Genomic DNA, 22,150 nt, shown 5'->3' on the forward strand with positions numbered 1-22,150 from the left:
AGTGTTGCACTTGATTTGACAATTGAGGAAATAATTAAAATCATAATTTGTTAAAAGAAATCATTTCTTAATTTCGTAAATAATAAGTATCGGGTCAAATTATCGACGCGATGAAACCGAAATATTGACGGAAAGTAGTGATTTTGATGATGATTCACACGCGCCGATCATGGCAGGAACGGCTCTTAGCGGCGATTGTCCTGCTGCTTGGCTACCTTTATTTATTGTGGGTGCTTCGTGACAGCCCCCAATCAATTTCCACAACCGCCCAGCTGGGTTATGCGCTCATGACCCTGATAATTGCTTATTGGGAGATTGGAACCTTTAAAATTGTCAACCATCGCCTGGCGCTTTCGAACGACCTGAAAATATGGTTGGCACTGGTTGGAAGCACAATTGTGGGCATGCTGTTACTCGAATCCTGGCCGGAGACCGTGATGGCCACCTTAACTTCGCGGGGGCTGCTTTGGAATACCATGATTGCCCTGTCAACCGGGATCTTTGAAGAGACGATTACCCGGGGACTGCTTTTTTCGGTATTTTTGCAGGCGGGGCATCGGCATCAGTGGCGCTTAAAATTTACCCAAGCCACGATTTTTTCATCGCTAATATTTGGGACGCTTCACTTAACAAATTTAGGGCCTGGAAATGTTGAGAGCGTTCTTCAGCAAGTATTTTATACCTTTGTACTGGGCGTCTTACTTTCAATTCTTCGGGTGACGACTAATACGCTCTTCTGGCCTATTGGCCTTCACTTCTTGATTGATTGGCAGCCGGACATTGCCACATCCCAAGGGCCGCCAAGTGCCGATTGGTGGGTGATTGGTACCATCTTTAGCGTCATTTTGATTGTTGGTCTGATTTACCTGATCAAATTTGATCGGGCGGACGAACGGCGGCAAGTCTCATTGAGTCACTAACCGATTTTGATTTTAAACCTAATGACCGTCGGAAGTTAATTGGGTGCTAAAAAGCGGATGACCATCCAAGTTTAGGACGGTCATCCGCTTTACTGCCGCTTGGGGATCACATATCGTTCCCGCGGTTAAAAACTAGTTTAATTAACTGTTGATGTTTCGATTATGGTTTTGAACTTGAAAAAGTTGAACCAGCCAGTAGATGGCAAATATGCCCAGCGCAATCAAGCCCAAGAAAAAGATTTTGGTAATCAGCAGGAGCCCGAAGCCCACAAAAATTAACCAGAACAAGCCTTTGATGAAGAATAGGCCGATCTTGATGGCCAAGACCCCTAATAAGATCATGAGAATCAATAACGTGATCATCGTACTTCTTCCTCTCATAATGGGTATTAAAATGCTCAGCCCAGTTGTTGGTATCAATTTATCACATTTTGGGTAAGTTGCAAGTAGGACTGTGTAAATCATCCGAAGGTGATCTCCACCCGCAGTTTGGAAGTTGAGCAGCCAAGAATATGCGAAGATGAGTCATCCCAGTGGATTTGAATGAAGTACCAGCTTACGAAAAATGAATGCACCCCGTTAATCATATACACAACCTTTACAACGAAATGCCATTAACTGGTTGTTCTAACTAAATGCGAGCGGTATAGTCGATTTATAGGCAGATGCTGATGACATGATTGATCGTTCGCTTTCACGACTAGTACCGATTGTCGTCGGCTTACAATAACTTGGAGGTAAAATTAATGGCGCAAGAAACGCAATTGAATCAGCTTTTTCGTTGGGAATGTGGGTTAGGGATGGCGATCGCCATTGGGTTAGCGAGGACCGCAACCGCTGCGGATTATCTAAGCAGCCCGGTAACGTTAGCGGCAATCCTTGTGGGGTTCGCATGCGGCGGACTATGCACGTTCTCATTTTTTCAAAAATCGCAACGGACTTGGCGGAGAGTGGGGCTGGTAGTTGCCAAAATAATCGCCATGATGATCTATTTGTATGCCGTGGACACAATCGTCAGCGACCTCCTCGATCACATTTGGCGGAGTTCTGGCGTGGCTCCTACGTTTCTGTTTTATTTAGGGACCATTTTAGTCTTCATCGGTATCCTCCCAGGATACTTTCGCCTAATTCTGGCGGAAACCAATTCCCCGTTAAGAATGCTGGCACTCTTTATTTTCTATTATGAAGCGGTTGTCATCCCGAATACATTTGGTTTTGGAAAAAATTACGTTTCAAGCTTTGACGCGATCAACCTCCTCACGTTCGTGGTTGCGACGGCGCTAGTGATCATCGCAATGAACCATTGGGGTTATCGGTTTCCCCGCTTTAAGTTCAATCATCAGGTGAACTATTGGTGGCTTGCCCTGTTGGTTTTCCCACGCTTCATTTTCATGGGATTTTCTGCTGGCAGTTGGTCGCGGTTATTCTCGCTTCCCGTGACCTTCAAGTTGGCATCAGTTTCCGACATGAAGGGCTTCCTCCTGACAGGTGTGTACATTGTGTTTACCGTGCTGACAATTTGCTTCAAGGAAGAACTGATCTTTCGCTACCTGTTTTTGAGTCAAATTTTGAACATGGTAACCGGTACGCCAAAAGTCAAAATTTTGAAGTCAGTTTTGTTCACAGCTTTTCTGTTTGCCTTATGGCACCTACAGAATTTCACCTATCAACCGGTATTAGGAACGATTATGCAGGCAACCGCCGCCTTTGCAATGGGCATGGCATTTGCAATTATCTGTTTATATACCGGAACCATTTGGATCACGGTGATCATGCACAGTATTTTTGACCTGTTTATGGTGGATAATGTCAGCAACCAGTCGCCGTTTTCCGTTGAGCCATCAGCGTTTACAATTGAATTTATCCTGATCACTACTGCCATCCAGATTGTGGTGGTGCTGCTGGCAATTTACTTGGTTAAAACGGCATCCTTTGAGCAAACGATTCGGGAGAACCGATTGTCCCGACAGCCGCATTTTGCATTGGACTAACCAAAATCGTTTAAAGTGGTCCGAGGCCCCCCTAAAATTTGAATTATCAATGGCCAATTGAAGCGACAGGATTCACATAGTCGTATAATAAACCTAACTAATCTTTTAGGAGGTTCAACATGGCAGAACTCACACACTTCTACGAAAAGTTTCAACCAGCACACTACAATATCTATTTAGACATTAACCGGGAGACAAAGCAATTTTCCGGCAAGACCACTATCACTGGTGACGCCAAGACGACGGCGATTTCAATTCACCAGAAATTCTTGAATATTGAAACCGTTCAGGCGGACGGGAAAGACGTCCCGTTCACAACCGATGACGCCAATGAAGCCATCCAAATTACCTTATCCAAAACCGGGGAGACAACCCTCACAATTACTTATCAGGCAAAGTTAACTGACACGATGATGGGCATTTACCCGTCCTACTACGAAGTTGACGGCGTTAAGAAGCAGATTATCGGCACGCAGTTTGAGACCACTGCGGCGCGGCAAGCCTTTCCATCAGTGGACGAGCCGGAAGCTAAGGCGACCTTTGATTTAGCGATCAAGTTCGATGAGCATCCCGGTGAAACTATCATCAGTAACATGCCTGAAGTCCGCACTGAAAACGGGGTTCACTACTTCGACACAACTATGCGGATGTCGACGTACCTGATCGCCTTTGGCTTTGGTGAGCTGCAGAGTAAGACAACCACCACCAAGAGCGGGGTTAAGGTTGGCGTGTTTGCGACCAAAGCGCACAAAGCCGATGAACTCGACTTTGCTTTGGACATTGCCAAGCGCTCAATTGAATTTTATGAAGATTTCTATCAAACGAAGTATCCACTACCACATTCCTGGCAGTTGGCCCTGCCTGACTTCTCAGCCGGTGCGATGGAAAACTGGGGCCTGGTCACCTACCGGGAAGCTTACCTGTTGCTTGACCCCAAGAATACGTCCTTTGAAATGAAGCAGTTAGTGGCCACCGTTATTGCTCACGAATTAGCCCATCAATGGTTCGGTGATCTCGTCACGATGAAGTGGTGGGATGATCTCTGGTTGAACGAAAGTTTTGCCAACATGATGGAATACGTTGCTGTTGACGCGATTGAGCCGGATTGGCACGTCTGGGAAATGTTCCAGACTTCCGATGTGTCGGCCGCCCTTCAACGGGATGCGACCGACGGTGTTCAGTCCGTTCACGTTGACGTGGAGGATCCGGCGGAAATTGATTCGCTGTTCGATGCCGCCATCGTTTACGCCAAGGGAGCTCGCATGTTAGTCATGGCCCGCGCCTTGGTTGGCGACGATGCCTTGCGAAAGGGCCTCGAGAACTACTTTGCCGCCCACAAGTTCCACAATGCCACCGGGGATGATCTCTGGTCAGCCCTGGGCGAAGCTTCCGGCATGGACGTTGGCGCAATTATGAAGACTTGGCTGGATCAACCGGGCTACCCGGTAGTGACTGCTAAATTGGCCGATGGTCAGGTAACTTTAACCCAGAACCAATTCTTCATTGGCGACGGTCAGGATGCTGGCCGCAAGTGGTCCATTCCGCTGAACAGTAACTACGCCGAAGTTCCGGAATTGATGACCGATAAGACGATCACAGTTGCGGATTATGACAAATTACGAGCAGCGCATGGCACCCCCTTCTTGTTAAACGTGGGCAACAACTCGCACTTTATCGTCCAGTACGATCAAACGTTGATGAAAGATATTTTGCAAAACGTCGATCAGTTAGGCGCCATTTCCCAGTTGCAAATTCTTCAGGACTTGCGACTGTTGGCCGATGGTAAGAAGACGTCATATGCGACCTTCGCGCCATTACTGCCGAGATTTGCCAATAGCCATGGAAACGTGGTCAACGCCGCTCTGTATCGGGCAGCCAACAAGTTAAAGCAGTTTGTCACCCCGAAGTCCGCTGAAGAAAAGCAATTGAAAGCATTCTTCAATCAGCTGAGCAGCCAACAACTTGCCCGCTTGGGGTGGACGCCAAAGGCTGGTGAAGCAAACGACGACCAACTCATGCGGCCGTACATTTTGAGTGCCGCCCTGTATGCCGAAAATGCGGCTGCCATTAAGGACGCCCACCAGTTGTTTACTGATAACGCGGATAACCTTGGCGGCTTATCAGCCGACATCCGGGTCTTCGTGCTTAGAAATGAAGTCAAGAATTTTGGGAGTGCCGAGCTGTTTGACAACCTGTTGAATGCTTATCGGCAAACGGCCGATGCCAGCTACAAGGCTGACATTTCCGCTGCCCTGACCAGCACGACCGATCCGCAGTTGATCGCCAAGTTGGTTGAAAAGTTTGAGGATGCCGACACCATTAAGCCCCAGGATTTGCGCGCTTGGTTCCGCGGCGTTCTTGCCAACGATGACGGCCAGCAAGCAGCTTGGGATTGGATTCGCAACGACTGGCAGTGGTTAGAAGATACGGTGGGCGGCGATATGGAATTTGCTACCTACATCACCGTGATTGCCAGCGTATTCAAGACATCAACCCGGCTTGCCGAGTTCAAAGCCTTCTTTGAACCAAAACTGCCAACGCCTGGCTTGACCCGGGAAATTAAGATGGACATCAGTGTCATTGAAAGTCGGGTTAACCTGATTAACGAAGAAAAGGACGCGGTGAATGCCGCAATTGCCAAGGCCGTTCAGAAATGACTGGTTGAAGGCGCATTGAAAAAATAAAAGTGGGGGAATCAGTAATCGTTGATTTCCTCAGATAAGACAGTCGGCCGACACTTCCTATTTGGGAGGGTCGGCCGACTGTTTCCAGCTCCTTTGCTTTTTCTTAATCAATCTTAAGGTCTTCTAAGCTTCTGGAGGAAAACGGGGATTTTTTCATTGAATGTGGTAAAATTTAAAAACAGATTCTTTATCGTGATTGCTCGTTTACCATAGTGAGAGGGAATTCCATGATTTTAAGTTTAATTGTTATTGCGTGCCTGATTGGCGGGGTGGTGAGCGGTTTTCGCCGCGGCTTTGTCAGCCAATCCGTCAGTATCGTTTCGCTAATTCTGGCGTTTATCGTTGCGATTTACTACTTTCAATCGACCGCCAACTACGTCATTGACTTCATCAAAAAGTTTAACGGCGACGTGGGCGTTCAATGGCTTTACGTAACCGACATCATCGCCTTCGTGGTGCTGTTTTCACTGACGCGGTCCGTTTATTTGATGCTGGGGAGGGCCTTAAATGCGGTCGTTAAATTACCAGTGCTTCACCTTGGCAATCAGCTGTTGGGATCGGTGATCGGTGTTGTTGCGCAGTACCTCATCATTTTCTTTGTCCTCAACGTCTTGATCCTGTTTCCAATTAACTGGTTCCAAACGCAGTATCAGGACTCCGGCATTTCACAAACGATCGTTAAAAAAACGCCGGTGCTTTCCCAACATGCCGGGCGGGTTATCACAACCCATCATGCGGCGGTGAATAATCAGGTGAACGATGGTCGGGGTGGTACTCATGAAATGGCTTAATCGACTGCTCGCCGTCGTGGTTGTGCTTCTGACGATGAACGTGTTCGTTCAGCCTGATTCCTGGCAGACAATCGGCAAACGGGTTAATAACGCGGTCGACCTGCCGGCAATGCTGAAAACGGAAATTGACCGGACAACCACCCGGGCCGGGTCAGAACCGACTACCCAAAGCGATTCAACCGCGACGCCGATCGAATCAATCATTCAGGGGCGGCGGCTTTCCAGCCGATACTACTATCAGTTTGCTGACGACGTGCCGGCTAAGGCTAAGCGCGTCTTTCTTGAAGCGATTAATCAATATAATCAAACTGGGATTGTTCATATTCTGCCGGTTTCAGAGGCAACTAATAAGACTCAGGCCAATATCATGACCCTCTACGTTTATCAAAAGCGGGTTGCCGTTGGCAGCGGCGCCGTGGAATTAGGCCTTGGCGGGCCAAAAGTTTATCCGTGGGTCGGTAAGCATAATGAGGACATTAATCGGGGCAAGGCCGGCCTTAACACCGAATATCCCCAATCAAGCTTAACCCTGTCGGTGAGCCTTCACGAAATTGGCCACGTTCTGGGATTGGATCACAGTCGCATGCGCAGCTCGATTATGTATCCGATTGACCAGGGTAAGACTAAGTTGTCGGCAGCCGATTTAGCGACACTCAGAAAAATTTATCAGCATTAGATCACAAATGAAAAAGGCATTGCCAGTCACCGGATTAACGCAGTTGTTAGTCAGTGATTAGCGATGCCTTTTAATTAACGGGAATGATTTGACCGGTTTGACCGGTAACTTTGAACTTGCTGATAAACGGTGTAGGCCAACTGGCCGATTGCAATGATGGTTGAGAGTTTGGCCCAAACGCCATAACGTTTTGACATCAATTAGTCCTCCAATCCATTAAGTTATATTGAGTTTAATGGATTGGGAATCATCGAGGCAATTTTAAAAACTGACAGCGAAATTAGCGTTCGCTTCGATAAATGGCCATTTTCTTTTGGAAAGTGGCTTCCGTAACCCCGTAAGCCGTGAAACTAATTGCGTTGGCCCCGGCGTCGATGGTTTCCTGCATCTGTTCGTCGGTTTTGCCACCGGAAGCGATGATTGGAAAGTTCGGGTCAATGTTGACAACTTCGTGACGCAGCCAACGCACCAGTTCGGCAGTGTTCTTACCACCCGCGACGTTAAAGGCATTCACCCCGGCGTCGATGCGTTCCTTCACGTTGATGTCGTGGTTGACAACCGTGTAAATAATCGGGATGTCAACGACATGTTCAACGCTGAGAATTGTTTCGGTGGTTGCTGGGGCGTTCAAAACAACGGCTTGGGCGCCGTTTTCTTCGGCAAAACTGCCAATGGTTGCGGAACGAAGACCTTTTGTCAGGCCACCGCCAATCCCCGCCAGAATCGGGACGTTGGAGACCGTCGAGATGGCGTTCAAAATTTTGGTGTTCGGGGTCCATGGATAGACAGCAAGCACCGCGTCAGCATTACTGTTGGCGATGACGGCCACATCCATGGTGTAAATAATGCTTTTAATCCGTTTTCCAAATAACCGGATGCCCGAGGCGTTTTTAATAACGTCGGGGCTTCTGACGATGTCCTTTCGTAATTCCGATGAAATATCAGGAACGAATTTTTTGTTACGAATCATGTTGATATCATTATTCATAAAGATTCCTCGATTCTATTAGTGTCAAACCTTATTATAATTAAGTCATGGTCATATGAAAAGAATCGAAACCGAATTTGCCAGTTATCAATTTGAATTTTGTTCGCGCTTGGGAACTTTTTGAAGTGCCAAGCGGCTCTGGAGATTGCGGTCGTAATTTTTTACAACTGGGATCAGCCAGGCAACAATCCCGGAAATGGCGGCACTGATGCCGGCAATAATAAATAGTTGTTCGACGCCAATCGCGTCAGCAAGCGGGCCCGCAAATATCAATCCCAGCGGACCGGTCAGACTGAGCAGGGAATTTAAAACGCCCAGTATGCGCCCGAGCTCTTTGGGCGGGTAGCTTTGTTGGATCATGGCCATTAGCAGCGTGTTGAAGTACGGCGTCGCCAGTCCAGCTAAGGCATTCAGGACGACAAACCAAATGAACCCGGTTTGATTGCCAGGCAGAACGCCACTTAGGCCGGTGGTGATGCCAATGACAAAAAAGGCCGCAATCACGGGGATCATTCGGTTTGACCATTTACCAAAGACGCCAATGATCGTGCCGCCCACCAGCATCCCGGCCGAATACACCGCTTCAATTAGGCCCGCCTGACCAACGGTTCCGTGGAAGTATGACAGGGTCATCAGTGGGTACATGCTGGCGCAGGGCATGTAGAAGAGGGTGAAGAACGCGCCAATCAGGGTGATGTACCATAACCCTTTATTGGTGAATAGTTGTTGAACGCCGACTTTCGTGTTGTGAAGGACGTGGAGCGCTTCGTCAATCTTTTCGTTTTTCGGAATGGTCACAAACATTAAAATGGCAATCCCGATTATAGCGCCGAGGACGTCGAGAAGAATCAGAAATTTCATGGGAATCATCGCAAAAAGCACCGCTCCCAAAGCTGGGGCAATAATCATGTTGGCGGACTGTACCATGCCCAATTGGCCGTTTGCCCGGGTGATTTCCTTTTCCGGAACCATTGTGGGCATGACGGCCTGAATGGTTGGCATCTGGAAGGTTTGGGCGATCGAACGCATTAACAGTGAAATAAAAATCAGCCACAGTGGGAAAACGTGAAAGACCACGCCGGAGACTGACAGAATGATGGCGAACAGCGCCGCCACGCAATCCGGAACAATTAAGAGCCCTTTCTTATTCCAGCGGTCCACCAACGGTCCAACGAAGGGGCTCAAAAGCACCATTGGCAGCATGCCTAGAATCGTGGCGAAGCTCAGGATGGTGGCTGATCCGGTTTTTTTCGTTAAGTACCAGATAATCGCGTACTGGACGATCATGCTGGTAATGCCAGTTAGAAATTGGCTGGTCAGAAACAGGAAGATGTTTCTGCGCCAGGATGTGATGTTTTGATCCATAATATCCCCCAATAAAATCGTGATAATGTTAACAATATTGTACCCTAATTTTATTGGATTCGCCGTTGATAACGACTATTATTTGGCTGACTTTACCGTCAAACTGTGATACGCTTTCTAAAGACGAAACCATAACGGATACGTAAGGAGAAAAAAATGACATTACCTCAATTGGACCTGGCCAACGCCAAGGGTCCTAAAGCAATCATCAAAACAAATCATGGGGACATCACCGTTCAATTATTCCCAGAACAGGCCCCAAAAACAGTTGAAAACTTTGTTGCCCTCGCTGAACAGGGCTATTATGCCGGCGTGATTTTTCACCGGGTTATCCCTGACTTTATGATTCAGGGTGGCGACCCAACCGGGACTGGCCGTGGCGGTAAGAGTAGTTTTGGGTCAAACTTCGAAGATGAATTTTCCCCAGAACTTTTCAACATTAACGGAGCCTTATCAATGGCTAACGCTGGGCCGAATACCAATGGCAGCCAATTCTTCATCGTTTCTAACGAACACGTTGACGATGGCATGATTGGCCAAATGAAGTCGGCCGGTTATCCCGAAGAAATTATTGACAAGTACAAGCAGGGTGGTACGCCATGGCTTGATTTCCGGCACACCGTCTTTGGCCAAGTGGTCGATGGGATGGATGTTGTTAAAGAAATCAGCCAGGTGGATCGTGATGCCGCTGATAAACCAAACGATGACGTGATCATGACGTCGGTTGAAATTCAAAAGTAATCGATAAGCGAAAATGAACAGGACGGAACTTCCCGGTAATGGGTGAGTTCAGTCCTGTTTTGGGTTCCAAACCGCTTTGGTTTCCGTTACCTGCCAATTGGGTTATGATTGAGGCAAATGACTGAAAGGAAGGTGATGACGATGGGTCAATTTGATGATACGTACCGCAAGGAGGTTAATTCAGTGGCGCCTTATATCCAGGGCGAAACTGAAGATGAGGTGCGCCGTAAGTTCCATTTGGATAAGGTGGTTAAATTAGGATCCAACGAAAATCCCTATGGGCCTTACTATCACGCCCGCAAGGCCATCCTGCGCAGTGTTGAGGATATCAACCGCTATCCGGAAGACGACTTCATCAATACGAAATGCGTGATTGCCAATCAATTTGGTTTGAAGGCTGATAACGTTGGCCTCGGTAGCGGGGCCGGTAACATCATTGAAACCATTTCGAAGATGTTTTTAAATGCCGGTGATGAAGTCCTGATTGCCAAACAATCCTATCGACTGTACCGGGAAGTGTCCAAATTGATGGGTGCCAAGGTGATTGAAATTCCGTTGACAAAGGATTATCAGTTTGATTTGCAAACCTTTAACGAAAAGATTAATGATAAGACCAAGTTAATTTGGATCTGTAATCCAAATAACCCAACTTCGGCGGTGACTGATCCGCAGGCATTGGAACGGTTTATCGCCGATTTGCCAGACCACGTGTGGGTCGTCGTTGATGAAGCGTACGCTGACTTTGCCAAGCCAGAGCATTTGCCGAATTTATTACAATTTATTGGCCATAAACGGGTTCTTATCTTACGAACGATGTCCAAGGCATACGGGTTAGCGGGCGCGCGGCTTGGCTTCCTGCTGGGAGAACCAACGGCGATTGCCGCTTACGATACCGTTACCGAGCCGTTTAATTCCAACCGCTCGGTTTTGGCGGCGACCATCGCCTCATTCAAGTACGATCAGCCCCAGTTCAAACGGGCGTTAAAACGTATTTGGGGCGATAAGGTTGGCCTCACGGAATCCTTGGAGATTCTCGGCTGTGAAGTTGCCCGCTCGGATGCCAACTTTGTATTCGTTAAATTACCGGACGGTGCGCCCAGCGCCACTGAAGTGACCGATGGACTGATGGCGCAAGGAGTCATCGTGCGTGACGGCACGCCATGGGGTTATCCGGATCATATTCGGGTGACGATTGGCAAGCACGATGAGTTGGAATTCTTCTTGGAGAAGTTTCAGACGATTTTGAATGAATAATTAGGTTAGTACCAAAACAATCCTGCCACATTTTTAAGCGGCAGGATTGTTTTTCGCAATTTTAAATTAAACCTATTTAACGTGAGCGACGGTTCTCCGAACGCGATCGGACACGCCGGCAAAGACTGCAGCGGCCAGAATATAACTGATCCACGCAATCCATCCCGTAAAACCACTGGTCTCAGTGTCGCCCCTTAACTGATTCTGTCATTCATGCTACTCACGCTTCACTTCAAAATCAAGGCCACCGGGCAGTGGTCCGACCCGTAAATATCGGTTAAAATCTTTGAATCCGCAATTTTAGGTGCCAGGCGATTACTCGTCACGAAGTAGTCAATCCGCCACCCCGCGTTGCGATCCCGGGCGTGAAAGCGGTAGCTCCACCATGAATAAATGTCTTCCATGTCAGGATAGAAGTGGCGGAAGCTGTCCATAAAGCCCATGTCCAAAAACCTGGTGAAGGAGTCCCGTTCCTCGTCGGTGAAGCCGGCATTGTGGTGGTTGGACTGGGGATTTTTCAAATCAATGGTTTTGTGGGCAACGTTTAAGTCGCCACAAAGAATCACCGGTTTTTCCTTATCTAACCGGGACAGGTAGTCCTGGAAAGCGGCGTCCCAGCCCATCCGGAAATCTAAGCGTTTCAACCCGGCACCGGAATTCGGTACGTAGCTGGTGACCAGATAAAAGTCTGGGTATTCCAGGGTAATCGCCCGGCCTTCATGGTCAAATTCGTCGGATTGGATGCCGTACATCACCGACATCGGTTCTTGTTTGGCAAACAGGGCGGTCCCGGAATAACCCTTTCTCTCGGCGTAGTTAAAATACTGATGGTAACCGGGAAGGTCCAGTTCAAGCTGGCCTTCCTGCATTTTGGTTTCTTGAATGCCAAAGAAGTCGGCGTCTAATTTGTTAAATGTGGCGGCAAAGTCCTTTTTGACCACCGCTCGCAACCCATTCACGTTCCACGAAATAAATTTCACTGCTCATCAACCACCCTTTATTCTCGATTAAGTTCCTTACCATCATACTACCCTGACGCGGATACGGGGGCAAGGGGATTCAGCGAAACATAAAAGCGGGTCACTGATTGTTTGGCATCAGTGACCCNGAAATTCACGGCTTATTTAGATTTCTGAACCGATTGAATCAATTGTTGAACGGCTTGGGCCTGGAACTCAGCAGCAGCCTGTTTTTGAATCTTGGCTTGTTGAGCCTTATTCATCTTCGGGTTCTTCTTCATGGCAGCCATCATTTGTTTCGTGACAAATGCCTTGGCTTGGGCCTGAAGCTTTGCTTTGTAAGCCTTACTGCTCATTTGTTTCTGTAATGCTTTGGCCTGCGTCGTTGAAAGGACTAACCAGTCCTTATTGACGTAGATTGTGTTTTCGCGCTTAACCAACTTGTGGTTTTCGCCGGCAATCCCAAACCAAAGTTTAGCGGCGTTGTTCTTGTAGTGCCACCGGACTTCAGTTGTCTTAATCCGCGGGGTTGTATTGACACGAACGACCTCATTTGTGGTATTTTCTGCATCCGTGTGCGATTTTTTCTTGGCGTTTTCAGATTTTTGATAGATGTAAACTTGGTGCTTGTTTGCCGTACCAATTGGTTGGTATAACAGCATTTTCATTTGTTTGGAAGGGCTCACCGAATAGATTGGCTGGTAGGTTGAAGTTGTGACCTTTTCCATGCCATAGTGATCGCGATCGTTTCTCACAATGTAAAATGTTGAGACACCAATGCCGATAACGGACAGGGCCGTTAAAATGTAGCTGATGGGTTTGTTTTGGATATAAATGAAGAAAACAAACGATAGGACGGCGCAAATTATGAGTGTCGCAATAATCATTAGTTAGCACCCCCATTTTTAGTGGTATAGTCGGCTGATGACGTCCGGTTCTTCATGAAGAACGAAGTGATCAGGGCGAGGATACAGAAGAGTACGGCGATTGCAAAGGCAGCGTGATAGCCGCTTAGGGTTGCGTTAAAGAATTGATCTTTGTAGCCCAATGGGTTTGATTTCAATAAATGATGGGCTGGCTTTGCATTATTCGTCACGTTGGTCAGAACGGAAATCAGAATGGCCGTTCCAACTGAACTGGCAACCTGCCGTTGCGTGTTGTTAACGGCGGTTCCGTGACTTAACAGGTTCATTGGTAACGAGTTCATGCCGACAGTTGTTGAAGGCATCATGGTCATTGAAATTCCGAACATCCGGACCGCGTAGAAGACCACGATGTAGATGGTTGGCGTGTCCTTAGTAATGAACATAAATGGAATTGAGCCAATCGTTAGCAATAACATTCCCATGATCGACAGGTGTTTTGCCCCGTACCGGTCAACGGCTCGGCCGGTAATTGGGCTCATAATCCCCATCATCAGGGCGCCGGCTAACAGGGTTAACCCTGATTCAAAGGCTGACATTCCCTTAACGATTTGCAGATAGAGGGGAATGACCATTTCAACCCCCACCATGGCCATCATCGTGATGGAACTCAGGATGGCTGAAACCAGGAATGGAGTTGATTTGTAAACCCGGAATTCCAGGAATGGGGTCTTCATCTTCAATTGACGCCAAACGAAGATGCCAATGAAGATCACGCCGATAATCAGCGTGGAGATGACCTTGGCACTGCCCCAGCCATCGTCACCAACGGAGGAGAAGCCGTAAAGTAAACTTCCGAATCCAATGGTTGATGTCGCGATTGAGAGAATGTCAATCGAGCTCTTCTTGGTTGGCAGCACGTTCTTAACGAACCAGAAACTGCCGAGGACCACGATGAACAGTAATGGTAGAATCATGCCAAACAGATCCCGCCAAGTGGCGTTGTCAATGACCCATCCGGAAAGGGTTGGGCCGATCGCTGGTGCCAAGCCGATAACGATTCCGGCAAGGCCCATGGCTGTCCCGCGCTTATCAGGCGGGAAGATTGATAGCATAATCGTTTGCAGCAATGGCATTGTAACCCCAACGCCAAGGGCTTGAATCAACCGGCCAATCAGCAGAAAGCTGAATGTTGGCGCGGTGTAACAAACAAGGGTTCCAATGAAGAAAACGACCATCGCCGTCATGTACAGCGGCTTGGAGTTAAACCGGGTACTTAACCAGGCGCTGATTGGGATCATAATCCCGTTTACCAGCAAGAATCCCGTTGTCAGCCATTGAACGGTTGACGTGGACACGCTGAATGCTTTCATAATAGTAGGAAACGCGGTTGACAAGATTGTCTGGTTTAGAACCGTACAGAACGTTCCAATCAGAAGCAATACAATCATCAGACCGCGGTTATAGGGTTTCCCCTTAATATCTACCGCTTTAGCCAATAGTAATTACCTTCTTTTCTCTTTAAATAAATTCAACATCTGAAAAACGATACTGGACTAATATAAGAGCTTTTAAACCAATTGTCAAGAATCTTGACAAAGATATTTAAATATATATACTAAGCCTTAGGGAATTTAATTAGGATATTAATTTACTTAACAATTGGAATGTTGATAAATCAACATTGGAAACCGTTACAAATCAGCAATTTGCGAAATGAGGCAGAGAAGTGGACAAGGAATTCCAACAAAAATTAGCGAAAATTCTCGAACGAAACGATTGGCACCTCGGGATTGGCGATGTGGAAAATGCCACCGGAATTTCCCAGACCAAGTTACGTTACTGGGAACGAAAGGGCTATATTTCCAGTCTTCAAGGTAAGGGCCAGAACCGAAAGTTTACCTATTCAACCCTAATGAAGGTTTATCAGATGAAGCTTTATCTGGATCAGGGGTACACGTTGGCCGTCGCAGCTGAAAAGGCCGCATCCAAGAATCATATCATGAATCTACTCAAGCGGGTGATCTTTGACCGCTATGAAGGAACCGAGACGATCGACGGGCAGACGGCGATTAATTTAGGGAGTCCGGTTGATGATCCGGAGCATTTGATCTTTGCGTTTGTGACTGAAGACGGAACCGATCTTAAAATTGTTCCAACCTCGATTTTGAAAGATTAAAAAAAGATGTGCAGTGGCTGAGAGTTGGTGTTACCATAATGTCATTGCAAACAATCTGATGTTGTCATCGTTATTTTAATCAAGGGAGACGATCGTATGGCAGAAAAATCATTTACGAAGGATCAATTAGCACAGTTTGATGGCAAGAACGGGCACCAAGCCTACGTTGCCATTGATAATCTGGTTTACGATGTGAGCAACGTTGATTTGTGGAAGGACGGCCGTCATCATGGCCAGTTAGCGGGAAAAGACCTCACCAGTGCCTTAAAGCGTTCACCGCATAAGGATAAGGTTCTCGGTGATTTGCCAGAAGTTGGCAAGTATGTCGGCTAGTTCGGCCATCATCTTGGTACGGTAGGGTCCGCCGCGGTTTAAGTGGCGGGCTTTGTTGTGTATTTGATTGTTTAATCGAGTTAAAAAGTTTAAATAAAGCTTGCATTTTATTGGGGTTAAAGCGTTACACTGTTAGTATGTTAATTTTATATGAGATGTTGGAGGGTTCTAATGTTAGAGAAGACTGTTTATAAGCAACTGTTAAGCCGGGCGTTTGACATTCCGGTTGCGGTAACCTATTGGGATGGCAAAACCGAGAATTACGGTGGCGACACACCGCAAGTTGAAATTCAAATTAAAAAGGAAATTCCGCTCAAGGAAATGACTTCAACGCCGACGCTGACACTGGGCGAAGCTTACATGAATGGTGATATTGAGATCAAGGGGAGCATTCAGGAGTTAATTGCGTCAGCTTACCGATCAACTGACAGCTTTTTGACGAACAACCCATTTTTAAAGCATCTTCCCAAGATTTCCCATTCCGAGAAGGAAAGCAAGAAGGATGTTCAGAGCCATTATGACATTGGTAATGACTTCTATCGGCTTTGGCTGGACAAGTCAATGACGTATTCATGCGCCTACTTTGAGCATGACGACGATACCTTGGAACAGGCTCAAATGAACAAGGTTCGGCATATTTTACACAAACTTGATCCGCAACCAGGCAAACGATTGCTGGATGTTGGTAGTGGCTGGGGCACGTTGATCTTTACGGCAGCCGAAGAGTTTGGCTTGAAGGCTACCGGGATCACGCTGAGTCAGGAACAGTACGATTACACCAATCAGCAGATCAAGGAACGGGGTCTGGAAGGTAAGGTTAACGTCTTGCTTTCAGACTACCGGGAAGTCAAGGACACCTTTGACTACGTGACGTCCGTTGGGATGTTTGAACACGTTGGTAAGGAAAATCTTGGCCTGTACTTCAAAGATATTTCGAAGTTCCTGGTTCCCGAAGGCCGCGCCTTAATTCATGGGATTACCGGTCAGCATGAAGGGGCCGGCGTTGATCCATTCCTGAATAAGTACATTTTCCCGGGTGGCTACATTCCAAACGTGGCTGAAAACCTCACCCACATTATGGATGCCGGCATGCAAATTAGTGATCTGGAGCCTTTGCGGCGTCACTACCAAAAGACGCTTGAAATGTGGTATCAGAATTACATGAAGGTGTACGATCAGGCCGTTAAGATGTACGGCGAACCATTTGCCCGCATGTGGTCACTGTATCTTCAGGGATCGGCTGCTTCATTCGAATCTGGTAACATTGACGTGATGCAGTATCTGTTGACCAATTCTCCAAGCGGGACTGGTCTGCCAATGACCCGCCAATACGTTTATGAGGAAGAAAAGTAGCCTCGGGACCGATTAATTGTCGGATTCTTTGTTTTAAAATATGATTTTTGAAATAACTTGGGGCTGGACAAAACTTGATGTTTTGATCCGGCTCCTTTTATGTCTGATGATTTCGTAGCGGATCGGGCACCAAATCGCAGGTAAAAACCTTGTGCTGACAATCAGAATAGTTGATAATGAATTGGATAGGTGATGACAATTTAAGTCGTAACATTAAAAGGAGCGCTTTTTTCATGAAATTCAAACGTTTTTTCTTCGCAGGGGCCTTGCTCATGGGGTTGCTTGCGATTCCGGCCATTTCCGCTTCAGCAGCGAATTCAAGCAGTGATCCCGATGCTACTTTGCCAAGTTACCCGAGTGCCAAACAATGGGCGAACATCAAGAAGAGTTATCCTGACCTTTGGAGCAAGATCGGTTACTACAAGACAACCCGACCAGTTTCGGTCACGGTTAAATTCAGTGATATGAAGGATACTAAAACCGTTCACCAAAAAGTGGTCCGAATTCCGAAGGGGACCACGGTGATTGGCAAGAAGTTTAAGATGAACTGGTCAAAGACGCATGTTACAAGCTATTTCCAATTTGATTTTGACACTCTCAGTTACGCGTTACTCAAACCAGCATTGAAGGCCAATTTTGCGGCTCCTCGTCAATGGACCGTGGTTGGGGCTAAAAAAATGGCCTCAATCAACAAATACTTCGTTAAGGTCAGCCGACCGACCTATATGCCAGCGTATTCCAGTGGTGACCTTAATAAATTTCCTGGGAACAAAGTGAAATTCAGTCCCTGGAACGCCTCAACCGACCAAGTGAGAATCACGCCAGATGGTTACGTTGAATATACGAAGGTTAATTCTGGGCAGGACAGTTACCGGCTCTTCAACCTAGTTCCCGTTTCAGCGGTCAAGATCCACAAAGTTCGGGTGAAAAATAATACCCGTTATCTGTATTATTCCCACCATCTCAAAGGTCTGGGTGATCGGCAGGTTGCTAAAACTGGTTCGACTAAATACCGTTTGGCGGTCAAAAATCTGCATCAACCATTTACTATGTTTGATGGCGACCAGGGTGATTTTATTATGAGTAAATATCAACTGGGTAAGACGGTTTATTACACCCAGAGTGGCAGTTATAGTGCCTAAATTGCCGGCGGTTTGTCAGCCCAAGCTTTCACACGCCGAATCACTTTAAAGATTTGTAGGCAAACAATCTAAGATTAGAGCCAGTTAGAAATTGATTAATTTCGGTTTCTGCTAGCTCTAGTCTTGGATTGTTTTTCGTTTGAGGGAATGGAATATGGCGTCCCCCAAAATGGCTTTGACTTCCAGCCGCGAATGGGGTACGATTTTAATATAATTTAATCATTTTATCATTTTCATTGTTGTGGCATGTTCGACAAAAATTACATACGGGTGGTGGCTTTTTTGACAAAAATTTTAGCGTACAATATTTTGGATTATGAGAAAGAATTTGTTTTAGAATGGGCAAATGAACATCCAGATGTTCAGGTTGACTTTAACTCAATCGAATTGCATGATGACACGGTTCACTTGGCTAAGGGTTATGACGGCATTGATTACCGCCAACGCAGCAAACTCACTGATAGTCCAGATTTGTACAAGAAGCTGCATGAATACGGCATTCACCAATTAGCGTTACGGTCCGCTGGGGTTGATTCATGTAACCTTGATTGGGCGAAGGAAAACGGCTTGACGGTTACGAACGTGCCGTCGTATTCCCCACGAGCCGTTGCTGAAATGACGTTAACTCACGCCATGAACCTGATTCGCCACATCCCGCAATTCCAGAAGCGGATGCGTCAGAATGACTATATCGTGACTGGTTTGCGCTCAACCGAAATTTCCAATATGACCATTGGGATCATTGGGGTTGGTCGAATTGGTAGCACGGTGGCTAAGATCTTCAAGGCGTTGGGTGCCAAGCGGGTGTTAGGAAACGATATCAAGGAAAATGACGATTATCGTGACCTAGTGGAATATACCACCAAGGAAGACATCTACAAGAATGCCGATCTGATTACCATGCATACCTACATGAGTGATGATAATTACCACATGATCAGTACCGATCAGTTCAAGCAAATGAAGGATACCGCGTTATTTGTTAACTGTTCTCGCGGACCAATCGTGGACACAGACGCCTTGGTTAAGGCTTTGGAAACTGGTGAAATTGCCGGTGCCGGCATTGACGTGATTCAAGATGAAACCAAAATCTTTAACCAATCATTCCCTGGTGCCAAGGAGATCCCGCTTCCCGTCTACACCAAGTTAATGAACATGGAAAACGTCTTCTTGACGCCCCACGTTGCGTTTTACACCGACCACGCGGTTAAAAACATGGTCAAGCAGTCACTGGATGACACCTTACTGGAGATTTCCGGCAAGCCGAGTCCTCATCGAATCAATGTCTAAGGATTAAAGCGCATTAAACTATCGAACCAAAAGAATCCCGCTGCCTACGTCAAATGACGTGGCGGCGGGATTCTTGTTATCATCAAAATTAAAGTGAATCTTATTTAACGTCCAATTTAGGTTCGGTTGACAATGACTGCTTGATTTCCGAACTGGACGTCAGGCTTTTGGGGAGCCCAGCAACCCCCTTTTTGAAAGACAGTAACACTGCGAGGCTGCAAAGAATGCCCACGCCGGCAATCGCCACGTCAAACCACATGATGTTGGTAATACTGGTTTTAGAAATAAACGCGGTGAATACGGGAATTGTGAATGACGCCAAGCCACTGGCAGTGTAGTAGATGCCAGTGATGCGGCCCTTTGCGGACGGGAAAATGTCACTCATCAGTGTCAAACCAATTTGCATGACCCCACCGGCTGCCGTACACCCGATGACAAATGAGGCAACGTTCATGATTGAATCGGTCGGAATAAGAATGACCGTCATAAGGGCGACAAATGAGAAGATCGTGTCAAACAGCATGAACCAGACCGGCTTGATCAGCCGGGAAACCAAAATGGCCGTCGTAACGACCCCAACGATGGAACCAACGCTGTAAATGCTGACAAGCATCCGCGCGTGGGTCATGTCCAAGCCGACGCTCATGCCATACTGGGTGAGCCACTGACTGACCAGATAAAAAGTGGCCATTGAGATGTACCCGAAGATGGTGAGGACAATCCCCAGAAAAAGCTGGCGGGGCGTGATTTTTGCGGATCCTGGTTCACGCTTTTCGCTGGGTTTGCGCCGTTTAACTTTGGGCGCAACCAGCATCTTTGGAAAGGTGCGGTTTTGAACCATTAGGAAGTTAAGCGTCATTGCGACGCCACAGAAGATAAATGACCAGCCGTACCAGAGATGAAAGTGTTCCAAGCTGGCGACGAAGATTGGTAAGATTAATTCGCCAACCGAAGCAAAGGCCTTGATCATAATATTTGCGGACGCCTGATTCTTAGGGAAGAGTTCCATCAATGCTGGATAAGTTCCTGAATCCAAGAACGAATTTGCCATGCCGGCCAGGATTCCGAAGAAGTAGGCTTCCACCATGGATCTTGAAAAAATAATTCCAATAAAGAAAGCAACATAGGTGACAATGCCGATTCTAACGAATAATTTTCGGCCATATTTGTCAGAAAGATCACCAGCAACATACAGAACCAGCAGTCTGCCGATTCCAAGTGACGAGATAACTAAAGAAACGCCGGCGTCTCCCACGTGCCACTGGCGGCCAAGGACTGCCATATTTTGCGCGAGAATGACGATTGCCATCCCATGAATGAGATAGTTAAAGTACAAACAAGCCGTCGTTTTGATTCGTTCGGTACGCGACATATAAATCACCCTTGCCTTGATAGAATTTGAATTGAGTAACAAGGCCTAAATTGTTCAGATATTAACAACCACTATTAAAACTGGAAATGCAACCGTTGTCAAGTGATGCTTCTTTCAATTGACCTAAATAAATTCCCCGACGGACGTAAAGTGCGCCTGGCAATACTGCTGAACGAACTTTTTAAATCGTTGAACCGAAGGAGTGGTGAAGTGATCCCGTTTCACCACGAGATACAGTTGGTGGCGGAACTGATTGTCCTCGACGTGGCGCAGAACCAGTTTTTGACTGTTAAGTTGGGCGAGGTTCGGGATGAGCGCAATTCCGAGGCCGTACTCGACAAAGCCGGCAATGGTGTGATCTTCCTCAATTTGGTAGACAATGTTCGGCTTGCCGTCAGCCTGTTGCAAGATTTTATCAACAAGCGGACGCAGGCCACTGTTTTGCGAAAAGATAATCATCGGGTATGCGGTTAAATCATTCATTAACACGTTTTTTTTGAGTGCCAAGGGATGATTAGCCGGGACAGCGAGGACAATCTCCTGTTCGACAATCGGGTGAAATTCAAAGATACTGTCGGCGTCCTGATCGCCGATTTGGTCGACATGCGACGAAAGGACAATGTCGAATTTTTCATCGTCGAGGTCCTTCAACAGATGAGCAGAATTATTTTGGCCGAGGGTAAACGAGATTTTTTCGTTGCCAGCGACCTTTTTAAATTCGGTCATTAGTTCTGGGACCAACCGTTGGCCTAAGGTGTAGGTGAACCCAAGATTGACGTGGCCTTCGTTGGGATTGGTGAGCTGCTTGATCAACTGATTACCGTGGCTTAAATTATTCAAACTTTCATTAATGTATTTTAAATAAATGCGGCCAAGCGGCGTCAATTTGATATTGCGACCATCCGGTTCAAATAACGGGACGTTGAGCTCGGCCTCCAGTTTTTTGATGGCGTAGCTGAGTGAAGGCTGTGAAATGCCTAAGTTTTCGGCCGCCTGGGTCATATGCTGGGTATGGGCGAGTTCGCGGAAAAAGATTAAATGGCGTAAGTTCATAAATGGTTTCCCCTTAAATTCATAGAAAATATCTATTAATTAATCAAAGTATTGTTATTTATCATGATAGATGAACATGATAATATTGCAAGTGAATTGAGTAACAAAACACCTTTTGTAAGCGGTTATAATCATTGAATAATCAGTTGTAAATGCCGAAAGGAGAACATTATTGTGACAAGTAAAACAGTGAATT

The 22,150-nt window shown here is 46.7% G+C and carries 21 protein-coding genes; 12 read left to right on the forward strand and 9 right to left on the reverse strand.

The window, feature by feature from the left end; translation table 11 throughout:
* The first annotated feature begins 146 nt into the window (after positions 1-146).
* Positions 147-920 (forward strand): CPBP family intramembrane glutamic endopeptidase, encoded by a 774-nt coding sequence (locus FD47_RS09375; RefSeq protein WP_056980581.1) that lies wholly within the window; start codon positions 147-149, stop codon positions 918-920.
* Between the two features lie 141 nt (positions 921-1,061).
* Here FD47_RS09375 and FD47_RS09380 read toward each other — a convergent pair whose 3' ends face one another.
* Positions 1,062-1,283, reverse strand: a complete 222-nt coding sequence (locus tag FD47_RS09380; RefSeq protein ID WP_054735229.1) for a hypothetical protein — start codon at positions 1,281-1,283, stop codon at positions 1,062-1,064.
* A 383-nt stretch (positions 1,284-1,666) separates the two neighbouring features.
* Between FD47_RS09380 and FD47_RS09385 the strand changes: the two genes are divergently transcribed.
* From FD47_RS09385 to FD47_RS09400, 4 genes are all read left to right on the forward strand, one after another.
* Positions 1,667-2,911, forward strand: coding sequence for a CPBP family intramembrane glutamic endopeptidase (locus tag FD47_RS09385; protein WP_056980582.1), 1,245 nt, complete (start codon positions 1,667-1,669; stop codon positions 2,909-2,911).
* A 119-nt stretch (positions 2,912-3,030) separates the two neighbouring features.
* Positions 3,031-5,568 (forward strand): M1 family metallopeptidase, encoded by a 2,538-nt coding sequence (locus FD47_RS09390; protein WP_054735235.1) that lies wholly within the window; start codon positions 3,031-3,033, stop codon positions 5,566-5,568.
* A 254-nt stretch (positions 5,569-5,822) separates the two neighbouring features.
* Positions 5,823-6,386, forward strand: a complete 564-nt coding sequence (locus FD47_RS09395; protein WP_054735238.1) for a CvpA family protein — start codon at positions 5,823-5,825, stop codon at positions 6,384-6,386.
* On the forward strand, positions 6,373-7,062 hold the full coding sequence (locus FD47_RS09400; RefSeq protein WP_054735241.1) for a matrixin family metalloprotease: 690 nt from the start codon (positions 6,373-6,375) through the stop codon (positions 7,060-7,062). The genes FD47_RS09395 and FD47_RS09400 overlap by 14 nt, the downstream gene beginning before the upstream one ends.
* Positions 7,063-7,136: 74 nt before the next feature.
* Here the strand turns inward: FD47_RS09400 and FD47_RS16100 are convergent, their stop codons facing one another.
* From FD47_RS16100 to FD47_RS09410, 3 genes are all read right to left on the reverse strand, one after another.
* Positions 7,137-7,259, reverse strand: coding sequence for a hypothetical protein (locus FD47_RS16100; RefSeq protein ID WP_008215288.1), 123 nt, complete (start codon positions 7,257-7,259; stop codon positions 7,137-7,139).
* 83 nt (positions 7,260-7,342) lie between these two features.
* Positions 7,343-8,050 carry a hydrolase gene (locus FD47_RS09405; RefSeq protein WP_008215290.1) on the reverse strand — a complete coding sequence of 236 codons (708 nt, stop codon included), beginning with the start codon at positions 8,048-8,050 and terminating at the stop codon, positions 7,343-7,345.
* 87 nt (positions 8,051-8,137) lie between these two features.
* The gene (locus FD47_RS09410; protein ID WP_056980583.1) at positions 8,138-9,415 is read right to left on the reverse strand and encodes an MFS transporter; all 1,278 of its coding nucleotides are present in this window, start codon (positions 9,413-9,415) and stop codon (positions 8,138-8,140) included.
* A 156-nt stretch (positions 9,416-9,571) separates the two neighbouring features.
* On the opposite strand from FD47_RS09410, the gene FD47_RS09415 reads away from it, so the two are divergent.
* On the forward strand, positions 9,572-10,156 hold the full coding sequence (locus FD47_RS09415) for a peptidylprolyl isomerase (RefSeq protein WP_008215294.1): 585 nt from the start codon (positions 9,572-9,574) through the stop codon (positions 10,154-10,156).
* A gap of 141 nt (positions 10,157-10,297) precedes the next feature.
* On the forward strand, positions 10,298-11,410 hold the full coding sequence (hisC, locus tag FD47_RS09420) for a histidinol-phosphate transaminase (protein ID WP_054735245.1): 1,113 nt from the start codon (positions 10,298-10,300) through the stop codon (positions 11,408-11,410).
* Positions 11,411-11,637: 227 nt separating this feature from the next.
* Here the strand turns inward: hisC and FD47_RS09425 are convergent, their stop codons facing one another.
* The 3 genes from FD47_RS09425 to FD47_RS09435 all read right to left on the reverse strand — a co-directional run bounded on the left by FD47_RS09425 (position 11,638) and on the right by FD47_RS09435 (position 14,731).
* Entirely contained in the window at positions 11,638-12,390 is a 753-nt protein-coding gene (locus FD47_RS09425) for an exodeoxyribonuclease III (protein WP_054735248.1), read from the reverse strand.
* Between the two features lie 140 nt (positions 12,391-12,530).
* Entirely contained in the window at positions 12,531-13,256 is a 726-nt protein-coding gene (locus FD47_RS09430) for a DUF4811 domain-containing protein (RefSeq protein ID WP_054735249.1), read from the reverse strand.
* The gene (locus FD47_RS09435; RefSeq protein WP_056980584.1) at positions 13,256-14,731 is read right to left on the reverse strand and encodes an MDR family MFS transporter; all 1,476 of its coding nucleotides are present in this window, start codon (positions 14,729-14,731) and stop codon (positions 13,256-13,258) included. Before FD47_RS09435 ends, FD47_RS09430 begins: the two co-directional genes overlap by 1 nt.
* Positions 14,732-14,961: 230 nt before the next feature.
* Between FD47_RS09435 and FD47_RS09440 the strand changes: the two genes are divergently transcribed.
* The 5 genes from FD47_RS09440 to FD47_RS09460 all read left to right on the forward strand — a co-directional run bounded on the left by FD47_RS09440 (position 14,962) and on the right by FD47_RS09460 (position 19,529).
* Positions 14,962-15,411, forward strand: a complete 450-nt coding sequence (locus FD47_RS09440; RefSeq protein WP_054735252.1) for a MerR family transcriptional regulator — start codon at positions 14,962-14,964, stop codon at positions 15,409-15,411.
* Between the two features lie 96 nt (positions 15,412-15,507).
* Entirely contained in the window at positions 15,508-15,744 is a 237-nt protein-coding gene (locus FD47_RS09445) for a cytochrome b5 domain-containing protein (RefSeq protein WP_054735254.1), read from the forward strand.
* Between the two features lie 171 nt (positions 15,745-15,915).
* Positions 15,916-17,097: an SAM-dependent methyltransferase gene (locus FD47_RS09450; RefSeq protein ID WP_008215312.1), complete on the forward strand. Its 1,182-nt coding sequence runs from the start codon at positions 15,916-15,918 to the stop codon at positions 17,095-17,097.
* 233 nt (positions 17,098-17,330) lie between these two features.
* Positions 17,331-18,239, forward strand: a complete 909-nt coding sequence (locus tag FD47_RS09455; protein ID WP_054735256.1) for a hypothetical protein — start codon at positions 17,331-17,333, stop codon at positions 18,237-18,239.
* Positions 18,240-18,485: 246 nt separating this feature from the next.
* Positions 18,486-19,529: a D-2-hydroxyacid dehydrogenase gene (locus FD47_RS09460; RefSeq protein WP_171035056.1), complete on the forward strand. Its 1,044-nt coding sequence runs from the start codon at positions 18,486-18,488 to the stop codon at positions 19,527-19,529.
* A gap of 100 nt (positions 19,530-19,629) precedes the next feature.
* Here the strand turns inward: FD47_RS09460 and FD47_RS09465 are convergent, their stop codons facing one another.
* On the reverse strand, positions 19,630-20,901 hold the full coding sequence (locus FD47_RS09465; RefSeq protein ID WP_054735262.1) for an MFS transporter: 1,272 nt from the start codon (positions 20,899-20,901) through the stop codon (positions 19,630-19,632).
* Between the two features lie 123 nt (positions 20,902-21,024).
* On the reverse strand, positions 21,025-21,954 hold the full coding sequence (locus tag FD47_RS09470) for a LysR family transcriptional regulator (protein ID WP_056980585.1): 930 nt from the start codon (positions 21,952-21,954) through the stop codon (positions 21,025-21,027).
* Between the last annotated feature and the right edge of the window lie 196 nt (positions 21,955-22,150).

The organism is Lentilactobacillus parafarraginis DSM 18390 = JCM 14109 (assembly GCF_001435895.1).
In the GTDB taxonomy this organism is placed as follows: Bacteria; Bacillota; Bacilli; order Lactobacillales; family Lactobacillaceae; genus Lentilactobacillus; species Lentilactobacillus parafarraginis.